Consider the following 15,037-nt stretch of genomic DNA (forward strand, 5'->3'; position numbering starts at 1 on the left):
GTCAGCCGCGGATGAGGGCCTCCAGCTCTGTCTCGTCGAGCAGCCGGTCCGGGCGGACCGTCGTGTCCGAGCCCACGTAGTAGAAGGCCGCGCTCACCTGCTCCAGCGGCAGCCCCGTCCAGCGGGACCATGCCAGCCGGTACACGGCCAGCTGCACCTCGCGGGCGGCCCGGGCCGCGGCGTCGAGCGGCTCGCGGCCGGTCTTCCAGTCCACCACCACTACGGCGTCCGGGCCCGTGACGGGGTCCTTGAAGACGGCGTCCACCCGGCAGCGCAGCATGACGCCCGCCACCGGCGTCTCGACGTCGATCTCGACCGCCACGGGCATACGGGCCGACCACTCCGACCCCAGGAACGTGTCGCGCAGCTTGTCGAGGTCCGTGTCCTCGGGGAGGTCGTCGTCCTCGGCGCTGGGCAGGTCGTCGACGTCGAGCAGCGTGGCCGACGTGAAGAACTGCTCCACCCACTCGTGGAACCTGGTGCCCCGCCGGGCGTGCACGGTGGGCTGTACCGGCACGGGGCGGCGCAGCTGTAGCGCGAACGCGTCGCGGTCCGCGGCGAGCCGCACCAGGCCCGACGCCGACACGTGCGCCGGGAACGCGATCTCCCGGTCCGCGTGCCGGTTCCGCTCGGCCAGGAGCATCCGGGCCAGGTCGACCAGGTCGTGGCCCGCCGCGTCGGTGAGGACGCCCTGCGGTGCGGTGAGCGCGTCGGCCGGGAGCCGCATTGCGGCGAGCGCGACCAGGCGCTCCTCCGCCGCCTCGTCCACGAGCCCGGCAGTGGCGCGCAGGACGTCGCGGGCGGTCGGGTGCTGCCCGGCGGCGCCGTGCTGGTCGGTCCCGTCCGGGCTCTGGTCAGTGCTCTGGCCCGGGCCGTCCGGGGCCGGCCAGACCGCGGTGAGCTCCTCCGCGTTGCGCGGGTTCTCGGCGTCCGACGCCGGCATCGGCGCCCACAGGTCGGTGGCGACCAGTCCGGCGTCGGCCAGCTCGGCGAGGAACGGGGAGACGCCGCGCGGGCGGCTCGCCGTGCCCCACCACGAGGCCGTGAGGAAGAGCTCGCGCCGGGCCCGCGTGAACCCGACGTAGGCCAGCCGGCGCTCCTCGGCGAGGCGGTGCTCGCCGCACTCGGCCTTGAACTCGTCCCGCAGCGCGACGAGGTCCTTGGTGTCGGAGGCGTGCTCCCAGTCGAAGCGCGGCAGGTCGTCCGCGTCCCCGCGCAGGTGGTAGGGCAGCTCGCCGAGGTCGGACAGCCAGCCCGACGACGACTCCCCCGACCGCGAGCCCCGGTCCCAGGTGGGGAACGCGCCGTCGGCCAGGCCGGCCACGGCCACCGCGTCCCACTCCAGGCCCTTCGCGGCGTGCGCCGTGATGACCTGGACGGCGTCCGGGTCGGGCTCGTGCACCGGCATGTCAAGGCCGCGCTCACGCTCGCCCGCGACGCCGAGCCAGGCGAGGAACGCGCCGAGCGTGGCCGTGTCCGACGACTGCGCGAACGACGCCGCCACGTCCCGGAAGGCGTCGAGGTGCTCGCGGCCGCGGTCGCTCACCGCTCCCCCGACCCCGGCGCCCGCCAGCGCGAGCGCGGTGGCCGCCTCGACGTCCAGGCCGAGCGCCCGCTCGGCCTGCACGACCAGCTCGGGGAGCGAGAGGTAGGTGAGGCCGCGTAGGTCGCGCAACAGCCGGGCCAGTGCCGCCAGGCGCCGGTGCGCGTCCTCGGACAGGACCCGCCCGTCGCGGGCCGGCTCGCCCACCGGCGGGAGATCGTCGAGCGCGTCGACTATCGAGCGGTGGTCGGAGACGTCGCCCTCGACCACGCGGGGGTCGTCGTCGCCCGTTCCGTCTCCTGAGCCGTCGCCCGTTTCTGCGCGGTCGACCTGGGCGGCCGCGGCGGCACGGCGCGGATCGTCCAGGCGTGCAAGGTCGGCCGCCCAGGAACCGAGTGCGTGCAGGTCGGCAGCGCCGAGGTTGAGGCGCGGGCCGGTCAGCAGGCGCAGCAGGGAGTCGCCACGGGACGGGTCGTGCGCGGCCTGGAGCAGCGCAACGACGTCGACCACCTCGGGCGTGGAGAGCAGGCCGCCCAGGCCCACGACCTCGACCGGGAGGCCGCGGCGGCGCAGCGCCACCTCGATCGTGGGGAACTGTGCCCGCGCCCGGCAGAGCACGGCCGCCGTGGACCGCCCGTCCGGGTGGGCGCCGGAACGCCAGCGCTCCGCTACCCACTCGGCGACGGCCTCGGCCTCCTCCTCCAGGGTGGCGGCGACGTGCGCCGACACCACGCCCGTGCCCGCCCCTGGGCGCAGGTCCAGCGGCGGGACCTCGACGTTCGTACCGGCCCCCGACCGCGAGCGCAGCGGACCCGACACCACGTTGGCGGCGGCGAGCACGGCGGCGTCGTTGCGCCACGACGTCGAGAGGTAGTGCACGGCGGCGGGGACGCCGTCGTCGCGCTGGAAGCGGCCGGGAAAGCGGGCGAGGCCCGCCGCGGAGGCGCCGCGCCACCCGTAGATGGACTGGTGCGGGTCGCCGACGGCGGTGACGGGGTGCCCGCCGCCGAACAGGCCGGACAGGAGCTCCACCTGGGCGTAGGACGTGTCCTGGTACTCGTCGAGCAGCACCACCTCGAACCGCGCCCGCTCGGCGGCGCCCACCATCGGGACCTCGCGAGCGAGCTGTGCGGCGAACGAGACCTGGTCGCCGAAGTCGAGCGCCTCGGCGACGCGCTTACGGCGCCGGTACTCGACAACGAGATCCACGAACCGTGCCCGCTCGGCCACGGAGCCGATGAGCTTGTCCACGTCCTTGGTGCGCTTCTTCTGCCGCGGGCCGAGCGGTACGGACTCGAGGTGCTCTGCCATGTCGGTGAGTCGATCCCGCGCGTCGGCGGGGTCGACGAGGTGTTCGCCCAGCGCGTCGGACAGTGCCACTACCGCACCGGTCACGGTGCTGACGGCCTTGTCGGTGCCGAGGTCCTCGTCCCAGGACTCGACCACCTGGGAGGCGAGCTGCCACTGCTCGGCCTGGCCTAGGAGGCGGGCGCTGGGCTCCACGCCGAGGCGCAGGCCGTGGTCGGCGACCAGGGAGGCGGCGTACGCGTTGTAGGTGGCGACGGTGGGCCGGTCGAGGTCCAGGCCGGCCAGCGCCTCGCCCGACTCCTCACCCAGCGCGCGGTTCAGCTGCGCCAGCCGGGTCTGGACGCGCTGGGTGAGCTCGCCCGCGGCCTTGCGCGTGAAGGTCAGGCCGAGCACCTGCTCGGGCTGGACCAGCTTGTTGGCGATGAGCCAGACCACGCGCGCGGCCATGGTCTCCGTCTTGCCCGAACCGGCGCCGGCGACGACGAGCGCGGGCTCGAGCGGCGACTCGATGATGCTGGTCTGCTCGTCGGTGGGCTCGTGGCGGCCGAGCAGGCGCGCTATCGCACGCGCGGACAGGCGGATCTCCGGCTCGTGCCCGATCACTCGACCACCTTCCGTCCCTCGGGCTGCAGCGGGCAGGACCGGCGAACGGCGCACACCTCGCACAGGTCGTTGTTCCTGGCCGCGAACCGCGCGGCGGCCATCGTGTCGGCGGCGCCCTCGACCGTGTCACGCGCCCAGCTGTTGCCGTCTTCGTCCGGGACGAGGGCCGGCTGGTTCCGCACGCTCGCCGACACGGTCTCGGTGCCGACGTAGACGAGGCTCGCACCCTTGCTGACCGTGCCGTCGGGCAGGTCGAGCGCGCCCTCCTCGACGGCGAGCTGGTAGGCACCGAGCTGCGGGTTCTCCGCCGCCTTGTCCTTGCTGGCCGCGGTCTTGCCGGTCTTGAGGTCGGCAACGGTCACGCTGCCGTCGCCGGCGTCCTCGACGCGGTCCACCTGGCCGCGCAGCCGCGCGCGACCCACCTGCAGGTCGAAGTCGGCCTCGACCAGCAGCGGCTCGCCCGAGTCCGCCAGGTAGTCCGCGAGCCGCACCACCATGCGCTCGGCACGCTTGCGCAGCTGCAGCGACGGCCAGCCGTCGGGCAGCGCGAGCTCCGGCCAGCGCCGGTCCAGCTCCTTCTTCAGGTCCGTGAGCGAACCCCTCGGATGGCTCTGCGCGATCGAGTGCAGCAGCGTGCCGAGGGTCTGGTGCGTCGCGTCGGGCTTGGTGCCGCCCGCCGCCTCGAACGCCCAGCGCAGGGCGCACGTCGTCACGGTCTCGACCTTCGACGGCGACACGGTCACCGTGTCCTGGACGCCCCACAGCGGGACCTCGCTCGAGACGCCGGCCACGCCGTACCAGGTGCTCGGGTCCGCCTCGGCGACGCCGGCCGCCGAGAGATCGGCGAGGAGCGCGGCCGCCGGCTCGCGGGCGGGCTCGGCCACCGGCGCGGCGACAGCGGCGCGCGAGCCGCCGGACATCGCCCCGGCCGCCGTCCGCACCAGCTCCGACCGCGCGGCGGCCACCACACCCCGCAGGTCGAGCGGCGGGCCGACCGGGACCCGCCGCGGGTCGGGCCCGTCGCCGCCGTCGTCCCTGGGGGACACGAGGTCGCAGAACACGCTCGGCGCGTCCTCCGTGTCCTCCACTGCGGTGACCAGGAGGCGCCGTCGGGCGCGGGAGACCGCCACCGCGAAGGCGCGCAGCTCGTCCGTGAGGACCTGGCGCCGGGCCTCCGACCCGACCACCCGGCCGTCCTCGGAGCGGCCCGCGATGAGCTCGACGAGCGCCTGCGAGCCGAGCAGCGAGTCACGCAGCCGCAGGTCGGGCCATACGCCGTCCTGCACGCCGGCCACGACCACCACGTCCCACTCCCGGCCCGCCGCGCCCGGGGGCGTGAGCGCCTCCACGGCTCCCGCGCCCTGGGCGGACGCCGCCAGGGAGTCGGCCGGGAGGTCCTGCGACGCCAGGTAGTCGACGAACGCGGCGACGGGCGCGCCCGGCATCCGGTCGACGAAGGTCTCGGCTGCGCGGAACAGCGCGAGCACCGCGTCGAGGTCACGGTCGGCGCGCAGGCCCGCCGGACCGCCGGTGAGAGCGGCGGCGCTCCACCGCTCGGCCAGGCCGGTCGCCGCCCACACGGCCCAGAGCACCGTCTGTGCGGTGGCGCCGGACTCCCCCGCGGCCTCCCGGCCCGCGGCGAGCACCCGTGCCACGGCGAGCGGCCCGCGCCGGACCTGCGTGGGCAGCAGGGCCGCGTGCGCCGGGTCGGCGAGCACCTCCACCAGCAGCGCGTCCGACGTACGTCCGCCGCCGGCCGACAGCTCCTCCGCCCGCAGCGCCCGGCGCAGCCGACGGAGCGCCACCGCGTCCAGCCCACCGATCGGCGAGACGAGCAGCAGCGCCGCCGTCTCGGGATCCAGCACCGGCTCGTCGCCGTCGAGCTCCTCGGCGATCAGCGCCTCCAGGCTCCCGCGCGGAGCGCCCGCGCTCGTCTTCACCGCGGCCAGCAGCGGTGCCACCGCAGGCTCGTCACGCAGCGGCAGGTCAGACCCGAGCAGCGCCACGGGCACCGACGCCGACACCAGCTCACGCCGCAGGGCCGCCAGCCGCGTGCCGCTGCGCGCGATCACGGCCATCTGCTCCCAGGGCGTGCCCCGCAGCAGGTGCTCCGCCCGCAGCTCGCGCGCGATCCAGGCGGCCTCCTGGGCCGCGCCCGCCAGCACCGCGACCTGGACCGGTGGCGCGGAATCCGCGGCCCCCGCACCGGACGCTTCGGTCTCGGGTCTGGCCGCGCGTGATTCGGCAGCACCCGATCCGGCCGCGCCCGATCCGTCGGCGGACGACCCACCAGCCGACGGCCCACGGGCCGGCAGCTCACCAGCAGACGGCTCACCGGCAGAGGGCTCACCGGCAGGCGCTTCAGCCGCGCGCGCCGTCGCGCGCCGGTGCAGCGCGCTGGCCGACACCGGGATCCGGTTCGTCACCGCACGCGTCACGGCACGCAGCTCAGGTCGCTGCCGCCAGACCGTCCCGAGCACCACTGTCTCGGCGTCGAACGCACCGAAGGCACGTCCGGGACCGGCGGGTGCGGCGGCGCGGCCGGTGAGCCCCGGCGCGGCACCGCGGAACGTCTGGACGGCGGAGTCCGGGTCGGACAGCAGCACCAGGCGCGCCCCGTCGTCGTGCAGCACGCGCAGGAGGCGGACCGTGGCGGCCGTGGCCTCCTGGTAGTCGTCCACCACTACCAGGTCCCAGGTCGGGCGGGGCGCGCCCGGCACCTCGTCCTCCCAGGAGCGCAGGGACTCCGCGGCCTCGTCGATCACGACCGCGGGGTCGTAGCGCGGCCCCGCGTCCGGAGTGGCGAGCCGCAGCGCCATGGTGTCGAGGTACTCCTCGTAGAGCTGCGCGGCCATCACCCACTCGGGGCGGTCGTTCGCGCGCCCCATCTCGTCGAGCTCGACCGGCCCGAGCCCGCGCTCCGCGGCGCGCATCAGCAGGTCACGCAGCTCCTGGCGCAGACCGCGCAGCCCGAGCGACTCCTCCGGCAGGCCGACCGGCAGCGTGAGCGGCCGTCCCTCGCCCGCGACGTGCCCGGCGAGCAGCTCCGCCAGGACCAGGTCCTGCTCCGGGCCCGAGACCAGGGTGGGGGTGGGCAGCCCGAGCGCCGCGGCGCGCGTGTGGAGCACGGCGAACGCGGCCGACGACGCGGTGCGCACCATCGGCGCGCCCACCGTGCGCCCGGCCTGGGCCGCCACCTCGTCCCGCAGGCGGGCCGCCGCGCGACGCGACGACGCGAGGACCAGCACGCGCTCCGGCCGGACCCCCGACGTGAGCGCTCGCACCGCGACCTCGCAGGTCACTATCGTCTTGCCGGATCCGGGTGCCCCCAGGACCAGCGTCGCCCGCCCGCTCAGCGCAGCCTCGACGGCAGCCGCCTGGCTGTCGTCGAGCGACACCGAGGTGACGCCGTCGGGACGGTTCCCGTTCGACGTCACAGGCGGTGCCAGCCGAGGTGCGAGGGCAAGGGTTGGGGTCACGCGGACGATCGAACCACGAGCCACTGACACTCCCCGACGCCCCGCGCGGGGCTGTGACGTATGCCCGGTTTGTCCGGCGGGGCGGTGCTCAGTCCGCGTTCGGCGCGGGCCAGGCCTCCGGGATGCATCCGCTCGTCGTGGTGGTCTGCTGCACCATGATCGTCGCGTGCTCGCCCTCGCCCGCGCACAGGTCGTGGTGGTACCCGATCACGTGGCCCACCTCGTGGTTCACCAGGTAGTGCCGGTAGTTCGCGATTTCCTTCCACGCCTTCGACCCCTTGGCCCAGCGCTTGAAGTTGAGCACCGCGGTCTCCTCGATGCCGCACGACACCGAGCTCGCCGTGTCGAGCGGGAAGCAGAGCTCGTCAGTGGTGCCCGGGCTCGCGAGCACGACGCGCGCGTCGTACCGCTCCGAGTCGGTCCAGGCGAAGGTGGTGCCGTCCGCGCCGTTCCAGCCGCGCGGGTCGTTCAGGGTCGCCAGCACGGCCTCGGCGAAGACCTTCGGATCCACCGGCAAGCCCTTCTCGACCGCTATCTGAAGCCGCCAGACCTTTCCCTCGGCGGGTGCGGGACGGGACCCGCTCACCACCACGAGCCGTCCGGAGAGCTCCGGCTCGACGGTGATCCGGGTGCCGAGCAGGCCGGAGCCGGGCTCCGGCTTCGGACCGGGGCTCGGAGGGGGCGACGGCGGTGCCGACTTCTCGCCGGGCGGCACGCCCGCCGAGGCCGCGGGCTCGCCGGACGCCGAAGGTTCCGGGAGCCCCTCCGCGGCGGTGCCCAGCCCCGCCCCGGTGCCCGATGCGACGTCGGCGCCCCCGTCAGCACCCGACGACGCCGCGGGCGCGGGCGGCGACGTGCGGTTGCCGGACCTGGCGGCCTCGTACGCGTTCCGCACCGCGTCACCCGCCTCGGCGCCCAGGTTGTCCTCGACCACCCCGGCCACGACGGCGGCGGAGGCGTCCGGCTCGGTGGTCATGGTCGCCACCACGCCTCCGCAGAGCCCCACCGCGAGGCACAGGCCGAGCGCGACCATCGCGCGCCGTGGGTCCTGCGTCGATCGACTCTTGGCCTTCCGAGCTGCGGGACGAGCGGCGTCGACCCCCTCCGACGCGAGGCCGACGGACACACCCTCCTGGGCATGCCTGCCGGTGCGCCGGGGAGACATCGGACCACTCACGCCAACCATGGTGCCACGCACCCATACGTCCGCCCATGGCGTTGTCCACAGGATGCGCAGCGCCCGCGGCGTACGGACTGTCTCTCGGGTCGCGTATCGGCTCACGGCGAAACCGCAGGCCGACGGTCGCGGAGCGTGACTAGGATCGTGAGGCCGGGTCCCCGGACCACCGGGCACACGGCGCAATCCCCGACCGAACTGGAGTAAACGTGGACGTCACCATCGGTGTGCAGAACCTGCCGCGCGAGGTCGTGGTCGAGACGGATGAGAGCGCGAACGCCGTCGCGACGGCCGTCAAGAAGGCCCTGGCCGGTGGCCCCCTCGAGCTCACCGACTCCCGCGGCCGCCTTGTGATCATCCCCGGCGGTGCCATCGGCTACGTCGAGATCGGCTCCGAGGAGCAGCGCAAGGTCGGCTTCGGCGCGGTCTGAGCCCCGCCGACCCGACGCCACGTGGCGGACGGCGCCCGCCGGCGCCCCGCCACGTGGCGTTCATTACTAACGGGTGGCCGAACGCGTTTCGCTAACCGCACGGAAACATCGTGCGCGTACGATGAATGCCGTACATCGGTTGCCCGGTCGTCACGTTCCGACCCCCGAGCCTGCGTTCCGGTCTCTCACGAGGCCGCCCCGACAGGACGCGCAGCCTGGGCCCCATGCCCCGGCGCGCGATGATTTTCACGATCGGCTGCCGCACGAAGGCGCGATCGCCGGGCCATGAGGGCCCACCGCGCCGCGAGAGATGAAGGCGCCAGTGACTACCACCGACACCCCGGCCGCGAGCGCGGCCACTGAGACAAGCCCTGAGCCGACTACCGGCTCGGGGCCCGACTACTCCACCCCGTCCGCCATCCAGGCGCAGAACGTGACGTTCGCGGACTTCGGCGTCCGCCCCGAGATCGTCGCGGCGCTGAAGGACTCGGGCATCACCCACCCGTTCCCCATCCAGGCCATGACGCTGCCCGTCGCGATGAGCGGGCACGACATCATCGGCCAGGCCAAGACCGGTACCGGCAAGACGCTCGGTTTCGGCGTCCCGCTGCTGCACCGCGTCGTCGCCCCGGGCGAGCCCGGCTACGAGGACCTCGTCGCCCCGGGCAAGCCGCAGGCCGTCGTCGTGGTCCCCACCCGTGAGCTTGCGGTCCAGGTCGCGAACGACCTGGCCACCGCGTCCGCCAAGCGCAGCGTCCGCATCGTGCAGGTCTACGGCGGCCGCGCGTACGAGCCGCAGATCGACGCGCTGAAGTCCGGCGTAGACGTCGTGGTGGGCACCCCCGGCCGCATGATCGACCTCCTCAACCAGGGGCACCTCACGCTGCTGCGTGCGGCGACCGTGGTGCTCGACGAGGCCGACGAGATGCTCGACCTCGGGTTCCTGCCCGACGTCGAGAAGATCCTCGCCCGCACCCCCGCGCAGCGGCACACCATGCTGTTCAGCGCGACCATGCCGGGCGCCGTCGTCTCGATGGCCCGCCGCTACATGAAGCAGCCCACGCACATCCGCGCCGCCGAGCCGGACGACGAGGGCGCGACCGTCAAGAACATCAAGCAGGTCGTGTACCGGGCCCACGCCCTGGACAAGGTCGAGGTGCTGGCGCGTCTGCTCCAGTCCGAGGGCCGCGGCCGCAGCATCGTGTTCGCACGCACCAAGCGCACGGCCGCCAAGGTCGCGGAGGAGCTGCAGACGCGCGGCTTCGCAGCCGGCGCCATCCACGGCGACCTGGGTCAGGGCGCCCGTGAGCAGGCGCTGCGCGCGTTCCGCAACGGCAAGATCGACGTGCTCGTCGCTACCGACGTCGCCGCCCGCGGCATCGACGTCGACGACGTGACCCACGTGGTCAACTACCAGTGCCCCGAGGACGAGCGCATCTACCTGCACCGGGTGGGCCGCACCGGCCGCGCGGGAAACACGGGTACCGCAGTGACCTTCGTCGACTGGGACGACGTGCCGCGCTGGTCGCTCATCGACAAGGCGCTCGAGGTCGGGTTCCCCGAGCCGGTCGAGACGTACTCGACGTCGCCGCACCTGTTCGCGGACCTGAACATCCCCGAGGGCACCAAGGGCCGCCTGCCCCGGTCCGCGCAGCACCTCGCCGGGCTGGACGCGGAGGACGTCGAGGACCTGGGCGAGACGGGCAAGCGCAACAGCGGCTCGCGCTCCGGCGGCCAGCGCTCCGGCGGACGCTCCGCCGGTCCCCGCTCGGGCGGGCGGCACGGCGGCTCGCACGGCGAGCCCCGCTCGACGTCCCGGCCCGACGGCGGCCCCGTGGCCGCCTCCGACAACGCCGGCGGCACGGGCGAACGCCCGGCGTCGGGCAGCGAGGAGGACGGCGGCCAGCGCCGCCGTCGGAACCGCAGCCGCCGCCGCACGCGCGGCGGCCAGGAGAACTGACCCCGGCCGTCGGCGAGTGCAGACTTTGCTGCGGCCTGTTTCGGCGAGTGCAGAGTTTGTTGCGGTTACAGGGTGGCTAGCCGCGACAAAGTCTGCAGTCACCGATTACGGGTGCGGCAAAGTCTGCACTCGCGCCTGGTTGGGCCGCCGGACGAGGGCCGCCAAGCGCTAAGTTGCTGTCCGTGCAGATCGAGTTCGCCGCTCCCCTGTGGCAGTGGCAGGTGCGTACCGACTCCTGGTGGTTCGTGACCGTGCCGCCGGAGCACTCCGACGAGCTGGCCGACCTCCCGCTGCCACCGCGCGGGTTCGGCTCGATCCGGGTGCGGGTGACGGTCGGGAAGACCACCTGGACCACTTCCGTCTTCCCGAGCGACAGCAACGGCGGCTACGTGCTGCCGATGAAGAAGAAGGTGCGGCAGGCCGAGGGTCTCGTGCCCGAGAAGCCGGTCTCGGTGACCCTGGAGACCATCGACATCTGAAGGTCAGACGGTGCGCACGAACTCGATCACGCCGTTGGCGATCATCTGCGTGGCGATCGCCGCGAGCAGCACGCCCGCGATCCGGGTGACCAGGGTGACGCCGGAGTCCCTGAGCACCCGGTGCACCACCCCGGCGAACCGCATCGCCGCCCACGTGCACACGCACACCGCGACGATGCCGATACCGATCGACGCGTAGTGCCCCACCGCGGACTCCCCCGCGCTCACCCCCTGCTGCACGAACACCATGGTGGCGACGATGGTGCCCGGGCCGGCCAGCAGCGGCGTCGCCAGGGGCACGAGGGCCACGTTCCGGGCGGCCCCGCCGGCGTCGGTCTCGCCCGCGTCCATCTTGCCCATGAGCAGCTCCAGCGCCACGAGCAGCAGGAGCAGGCCGCCGGAAGCCTGGAGCGCCGCCAGCGAGACCCCGAGGTGCTCGAGCAGGAGCTGGCCGAACACGGCGAACACCACGATCACGCCGAACGCCACGAAGATCGCGGTGCGCGCGGCCCGCCTCCGGTCCTGCGCCGTCATCCGCGAGGTCAGCGCCAGGAACACCGGCACCGTGCCGGGCGGGTCCATGATCACGAACAGCGTCACGAACACCTCGGTGAACAGCGCGACGTCGAACCAGCTCACCGGAGCACCGCCAGGGCTCCCTGCCCCGCGATCGCCTCGAGCACCTCGGGCTCGGTCGTGTTCTCGCCGATGACGTTCTGCTTGCCCGCCCCGTGGAAGTCGCTCGACCCCGTGACCAGCAGGTCCAGCGACTCGGCGATGTCGCGCAGCCGGCGGCGCGTGTCGGGCGTGTGGTCACGATGGTCCACCTCGAGCCCCCCGAGCCCCGCCGCGGCGAGCTCCTCGATCGTCGAGTCGGGGACGATCCGGCCCCGGGCGTCGGCCCCCGGGTGCGCGAAGACGGGTACCCCGCCCGCGGCCCGGATGGCGCGGACGGCGGCGACGGCGTCGGGCGCGTAGTGGCCCACGTAGTACCGGGTGCCGGGGCGGAGGATGGTGGCGAACGCCTCGTCGCGGTCGCGCACGACGCCGGCCGCCACGAGCGCGTCGGCGATGTGCGGGCGGCCGAGGGTGGTGCCGGGCTTCGTCTGCGCGAGCAGGTCCTCCCAGGTGATCGGGAAGTCCTCCGCCAGCAGGTCCACCATGCGCCGGGCCCGCGACTCCCGGTCCGCGCGGGTGCGTTCGGTCTCGGCCAGCAGGTCGGGGTGGGTCGGTTCGTGCAGGTAGGCGAGCAGGTGGACGCCCGTGCCCCAGCCCGTCGTCCGGGCGATCGCGGAGATCTCGGCGCCGCGCACCAGGCCCACCTGGTAGAGAGCGGCGGCCTCGGCGGCCTCCGTCCAGCCCGACGTCGTGTCGTGGTCCGTGATGGCGAGCGTGGTGATGCCGGCGCGGGCGGCGACCTCTACCAGCCGCGCTGGCGAGTCGGTGCCGTCTGACGCGGTGGAGTGCGTGTGGAGGTCGATCACTCCACAAGGGTAGAGATCCCCGGGCCCCGTAGGCGCACGGGGCGAGGTGAGGTGCAGCACCCTGCCGACGTCGGCCGCCCGACCGCGGGACATCAAGCCCACACAGCACGTTCACGCCCTGTTCCGCCGTCGTACGCCGCCTGCCCAAGCCGATCCCGCATCATCGAAGGGATGATGAGCAGCAACCACCAGAACCCCGACGGCGCTCCCACGAGCGTCGTTTTTGTGCACGGCATGCGCAGCTCCGGCGCGATCTGGGAGAACCAGGTCGAGCACGTGCGTGCGGCAGGCCACGAGGCCGTAGCGGTCGACCTGCCCGCGCACGGGTCGCGCCGCCACGACCGGTTCAGCATGGACGGCGCCTTCGAGGCGCTGGACGACGCCGTCGCGACCCTCCCGTCCGGGCCGGTGGCCCTGGTGGGGCTGTCGCTCGGCGGCTACACGTCGCTGGCCTGGGCCGCCCGCCCCGGCAACGCCGACCGACTGGCGGGCGTGCTGGCCGCGGGCTGCACGTCCGACCCGAAGGGCAAGCCCGTGCGGCTCTACCGGGACGTCGCGAAGAGCGTGGCCAACGCCGTGTACCTCGGCCGCCGGCTCACCGGCCGGGTGGTGCACCCGAGCGTGCACCGCGCGCGCCTCTCGGTGCCGTCCATGCGGTTCCCGTTCCGCCCACTCCGGAGCGCCCCTGGTGGCGCGGACCTGCGGCAGGTCGAGATCGCCCCGCGCCAGACCGCCGAGATGTACCGGCCCACCTGGGACGTCGTCACGGACGCCCTGACGCACCTCGTCGGGCGGTCCTCGATCGCGAACGTGCGCGCCGCGCAGGTCCCGGTCTGGTTCGTCAACGGCGCCCGCGACGCCATGCGCATCGAGGAGCAGAAGCACCTCGCCGCGGCCCGCGACGGAGCGCTCGTCGTCATCCCGAACGCGGGGCACGACGTGAACACGGAGGCACCGTCCGCCTTCAACCGGGTGCTCACCAGGGCACTTGCGGACTTCACGGGGCGTGCGTGAAACACTGGGCGCATGAGCGAGCCCACAACCACTTCTCAGCCTGACGAGCAGGGGACCGCCGACCGCGGCGCCAACCGCTCGCACCGTCCCGCCTCCACTGCCTTCAAGAACTTCGTGATGTCGCAGTGGGCCCCGCGCGCCGAGCTCGGTCTGACGCCGTCGGCCGCCGCGCCGTTCACCGTCGCCCGGCGGGCCGCGCTCTCCGAGCGGCTTCCCGGCATGCGGCTCGTGATCCCGGCCGGCGCGCTCAAGACCCGCTCCAACGACACCGACTACCGGTTCCGGCCGCACTCGGCGTTCGCGCACCTCACGGGACTGGGCACGGACCGCGAGCCCGACGCCGTCCTGGTGCTGCACCCGGTCGAGGACGGCGCCGGTGACGACGGCTCGAACCACCACGCCGTGCTGTACGTGCGTCCGCTCGCCCCGCGTGACAACGAGGAGTTCTACGCCGACGCCCGCTACGGCGAGTTCTGGGTCGGCGCCCGCCCGTCCCTGGCCGACATCGAGACCCTCACCGGTATCGAGGCCCGCCACATCGACGAGCTGGGCGACGCCCTGGCCAAGGACGTCGGCGAGGGCGGCATGCGCCTCCTCGTGGTGACCGGCGCCGACGACGCGATCGAGTCGCTCGTCGAGGAGCTGCGCCTGGAGGCCGGCGTGAGCGAGGACGAGGAGGTCCTCTCCGACGAGACCCTCGTCGAGGCCACCTCCGAGCTGCGGCTCATCAAGGACGAGTACGAGATCGAGCAGATGCGCGAGGCCGTCGCCCGCACCATCGAGGGCTTCGAGGCAGTGGTCCGCGCGCTGCCCGCCGCGAAGGAGCACCGCCGCGGCGAGCGCGTGGTGGAGACCACCTTCGACGGGCACGCCCGGCTCGAGGGCAACGCCGTGGGCTACGAGACCATCGCGGCCTCGGGCGAGCACGCCACGACCCTGCACTGGATCCGGAACGACGGCGAGGTCCAGGCCGGCGACGTGCTGCTGCTCGACGGCGGCGTCGAGGTGGACACGCTCTACACCGCCGACATCACGCGCTCCCTGCCCGTCGACGGCGAGTACAGCGACGTCCAGCGCAAGATCTACCAGGCGGTGCTGGACGCCGCCGACGCCGCGTTCGCCGTCGCCAAGCCGGGCACCAAGTTCCGCGACGTCCACGCGGCGGCCATGGAGGTCATCGCGGCCCGCCTCGAGGAGTGGGGCTTCCTGCCCGACGGTGTCACCGCGGCCGATGCGCTCGAGGAGGACGGCCAGCAGCACCGCCGCTGGATGGTGCACGGCACGTCGCACCACCTCGGCCTCGACGTGCACGACTGCGCGCAGGCGCGCCGCGAGCTCTACCTCGACGGCGTCCTGGAGCCGGGCATGGTGTTCACGATCGAGCCGGGCCTCTACTTCAAGGCCGACGACCTCGCCGTCCCCGAGGAGTTCCGCGGCATCGGTGTGCGCATCGAGGACGACGTGCTGGTCACCGAGGACGGCAACGAGAACCTCTCGGCGGCGCTCCCCCGCACGCCGGAGGCCGTCGAGGCCTGGATGGCCGCGCTGCGCTGAGCCCT

General features: G+C 74.0%; 10 protein-coding genes. 5 read left to right on the top strand and 5 right to left on the bottom strand.

The annotated features are described in order from the left end of the window. Position 1: 1 nt before the first annotated feature. The 3 genes from C8K30_RS06745 to C8K30_RS06755 all read right to left on the bottom strand — a co-directional run bounded on the left by C8K30_RS06745 (position 2) and on the right by C8K30_RS06755 (position 8,110). Positions 2-3,454, bottom strand: coding sequence for an ATP-dependent DNA helicase (locus C8K30_RS06745; protein ID WP_108492128.1), 3,453 nt, complete (start codon positions 3,452-3,454; stop codon positions 2-4). Further along, positions 3,451-6,852, bottom strand: coding sequence for an ATP-dependent DNA helicase (locus C8K30_RS06750; RefSeq protein ID WP_108492129.1), 3,402 nt, complete (start codon positions 6,850-6,852; stop codon positions 3,451-3,453). Before C8K30_RS06750 ends, C8K30_RS06745 begins: the two co-directional genes overlap by 4 nt. Before the next feature lie 169 nt (positions 6,853-7,021). Next, positions 7,022-8,110 carry a DUF3152 domain-containing protein gene (locus C8K30_RS06755; protein ID WP_146197374.1) on the bottom strand — a complete coding sequence of 363 codons (1,089 nt, stop codon included), beginning with the start codon at positions 8,108-8,110 and terminating at the stop codon, positions 7,022-7,024. Positions 8,111-8,319: 209 nt separating this feature from the next. Between C8K30_RS06755 and C8K30_RS06760 the strand changes: the two genes are divergently transcribed. The 3 genes from C8K30_RS06760 to C8K30_RS06770 all read left to right on the top strand — a co-directional run bounded on the left by C8K30_RS06760 (position 8,320) and on the right by C8K30_RS06770 (position 10,980). Further along, a complete protein-coding gene (locus C8K30_RS06760; RefSeq protein ID WP_108492131.1) occupies positions 8,320-8,541 on the top strand; it encodes a DUF3107 domain-containing protein in 222 nt (73 codons plus the stop codon). Positions 8,542-8,851: 310 nt separating this feature from the next. Then, on the top strand, positions 8,852-10,501 hold the full coding sequence (locus C8K30_RS06765) for a DEAD/DEAH box helicase (RefSeq protein WP_369939430.1): 1,650 nt from the start codon (positions 8,852-8,854) through the stop codon (positions 10,499-10,501). 182 nt (positions 10,502-10,683) lie between these two features. Beyond that, the gene (locus tag C8K30_RS06770) at positions 10,684-10,980 is read left to right on the top strand and encodes a DUF1905 domain-containing protein (protein ID WP_165919373.1); all 297 of its coding nucleotides are present in this window, start codon (positions 10,684-10,686) and stop codon (positions 10,978-10,980) included. Positions 10,981-10,983: 3 nt separating this feature from the next. On the opposite strand, the gene C8K30_RS06775 is transcribed toward C8K30_RS06770, so the two are convergent. Then, positions 10,984-11,619 carry a MarC family protein gene (locus C8K30_RS06775; protein WP_108492134.1) on the bottom strand — a complete coding sequence of 212 codons (636 nt, stop codon included), beginning with the start codon at positions 11,617-11,619 and terminating at the stop codon, positions 10,984-10,986. After that, positions 11,616-12,464 (bottom strand): PHP domain-containing protein, encoded by an 849-nt coding sequence (locus C8K30_RS06780; protein WP_108492135.1) that lies wholly within the window; start codon positions 12,462-12,464, stop codon positions 11,616-11,618. Before C8K30_RS06780 ends, C8K30_RS06775 begins: the two co-directional genes overlap by 4 nt. Positions 12,465-12,635: 171 nt before the next feature. Here C8K30_RS06780 and C8K30_RS06785 point away from each other — a divergent pair, with 171 nt between their 5' ends. After that, positions 12,636-13,478, top strand: coding sequence for an alpha/beta fold hydrolase (locus C8K30_RS06785; protein WP_233257026.1), 843 nt, complete (start codon positions 12,636-12,638; stop codon positions 13,476-13,478). Between the two features lie 12 nt (positions 13,479-13,490). Continuing rightward, the gene (locus C8K30_RS06790) at positions 13,491-15,032 is read left to right on the top strand and encodes an aminopeptidase P family protein (RefSeq protein ID WP_108492136.1); all 1,542 of its coding nucleotides are present in this window, start codon (positions 13,491-13,493) and stop codon (positions 15,030-15,032) included. Positions 15,033-15,037 lie beyond the last annotated feature (5 nt).

It is taken from the genome of Promicromonospora sp. AC04 (genome assembly GCF_003058225.1).
In the GTDB taxonomy this organism is placed as follows: Bacteria; Actinomycetota; Actinomycetes; order Actinomycetales; family Cellulomonadaceae; genus Promicromonospora.

What these genes read in the sequence shown, in the direction of transcription:
- C8K30_RS06785 (WP_233257026.1), top strand. Translation starts at nt 12,636, where the DNA reads ATGATGAGCAGCAACCACCAGAACCCCGACGGCGCTCCCACGAGCGTC.
- C8K30_RS06765 (WP_369939430.1), top strand. Translation starts at nt 8,852, where the DNA reads ATGAAGGCGCCAGTGACTACCACCGACACCCCGGCCGCGAGCGCGGCC.
- C8K30_RS06790 (WP_108492136.1), top strand. Translation starts at nt 13,491, where the DNA reads ATGAGCGAGCCCACAACCACTTCTCAGCCTGACGAGCAGGGGACCGCC.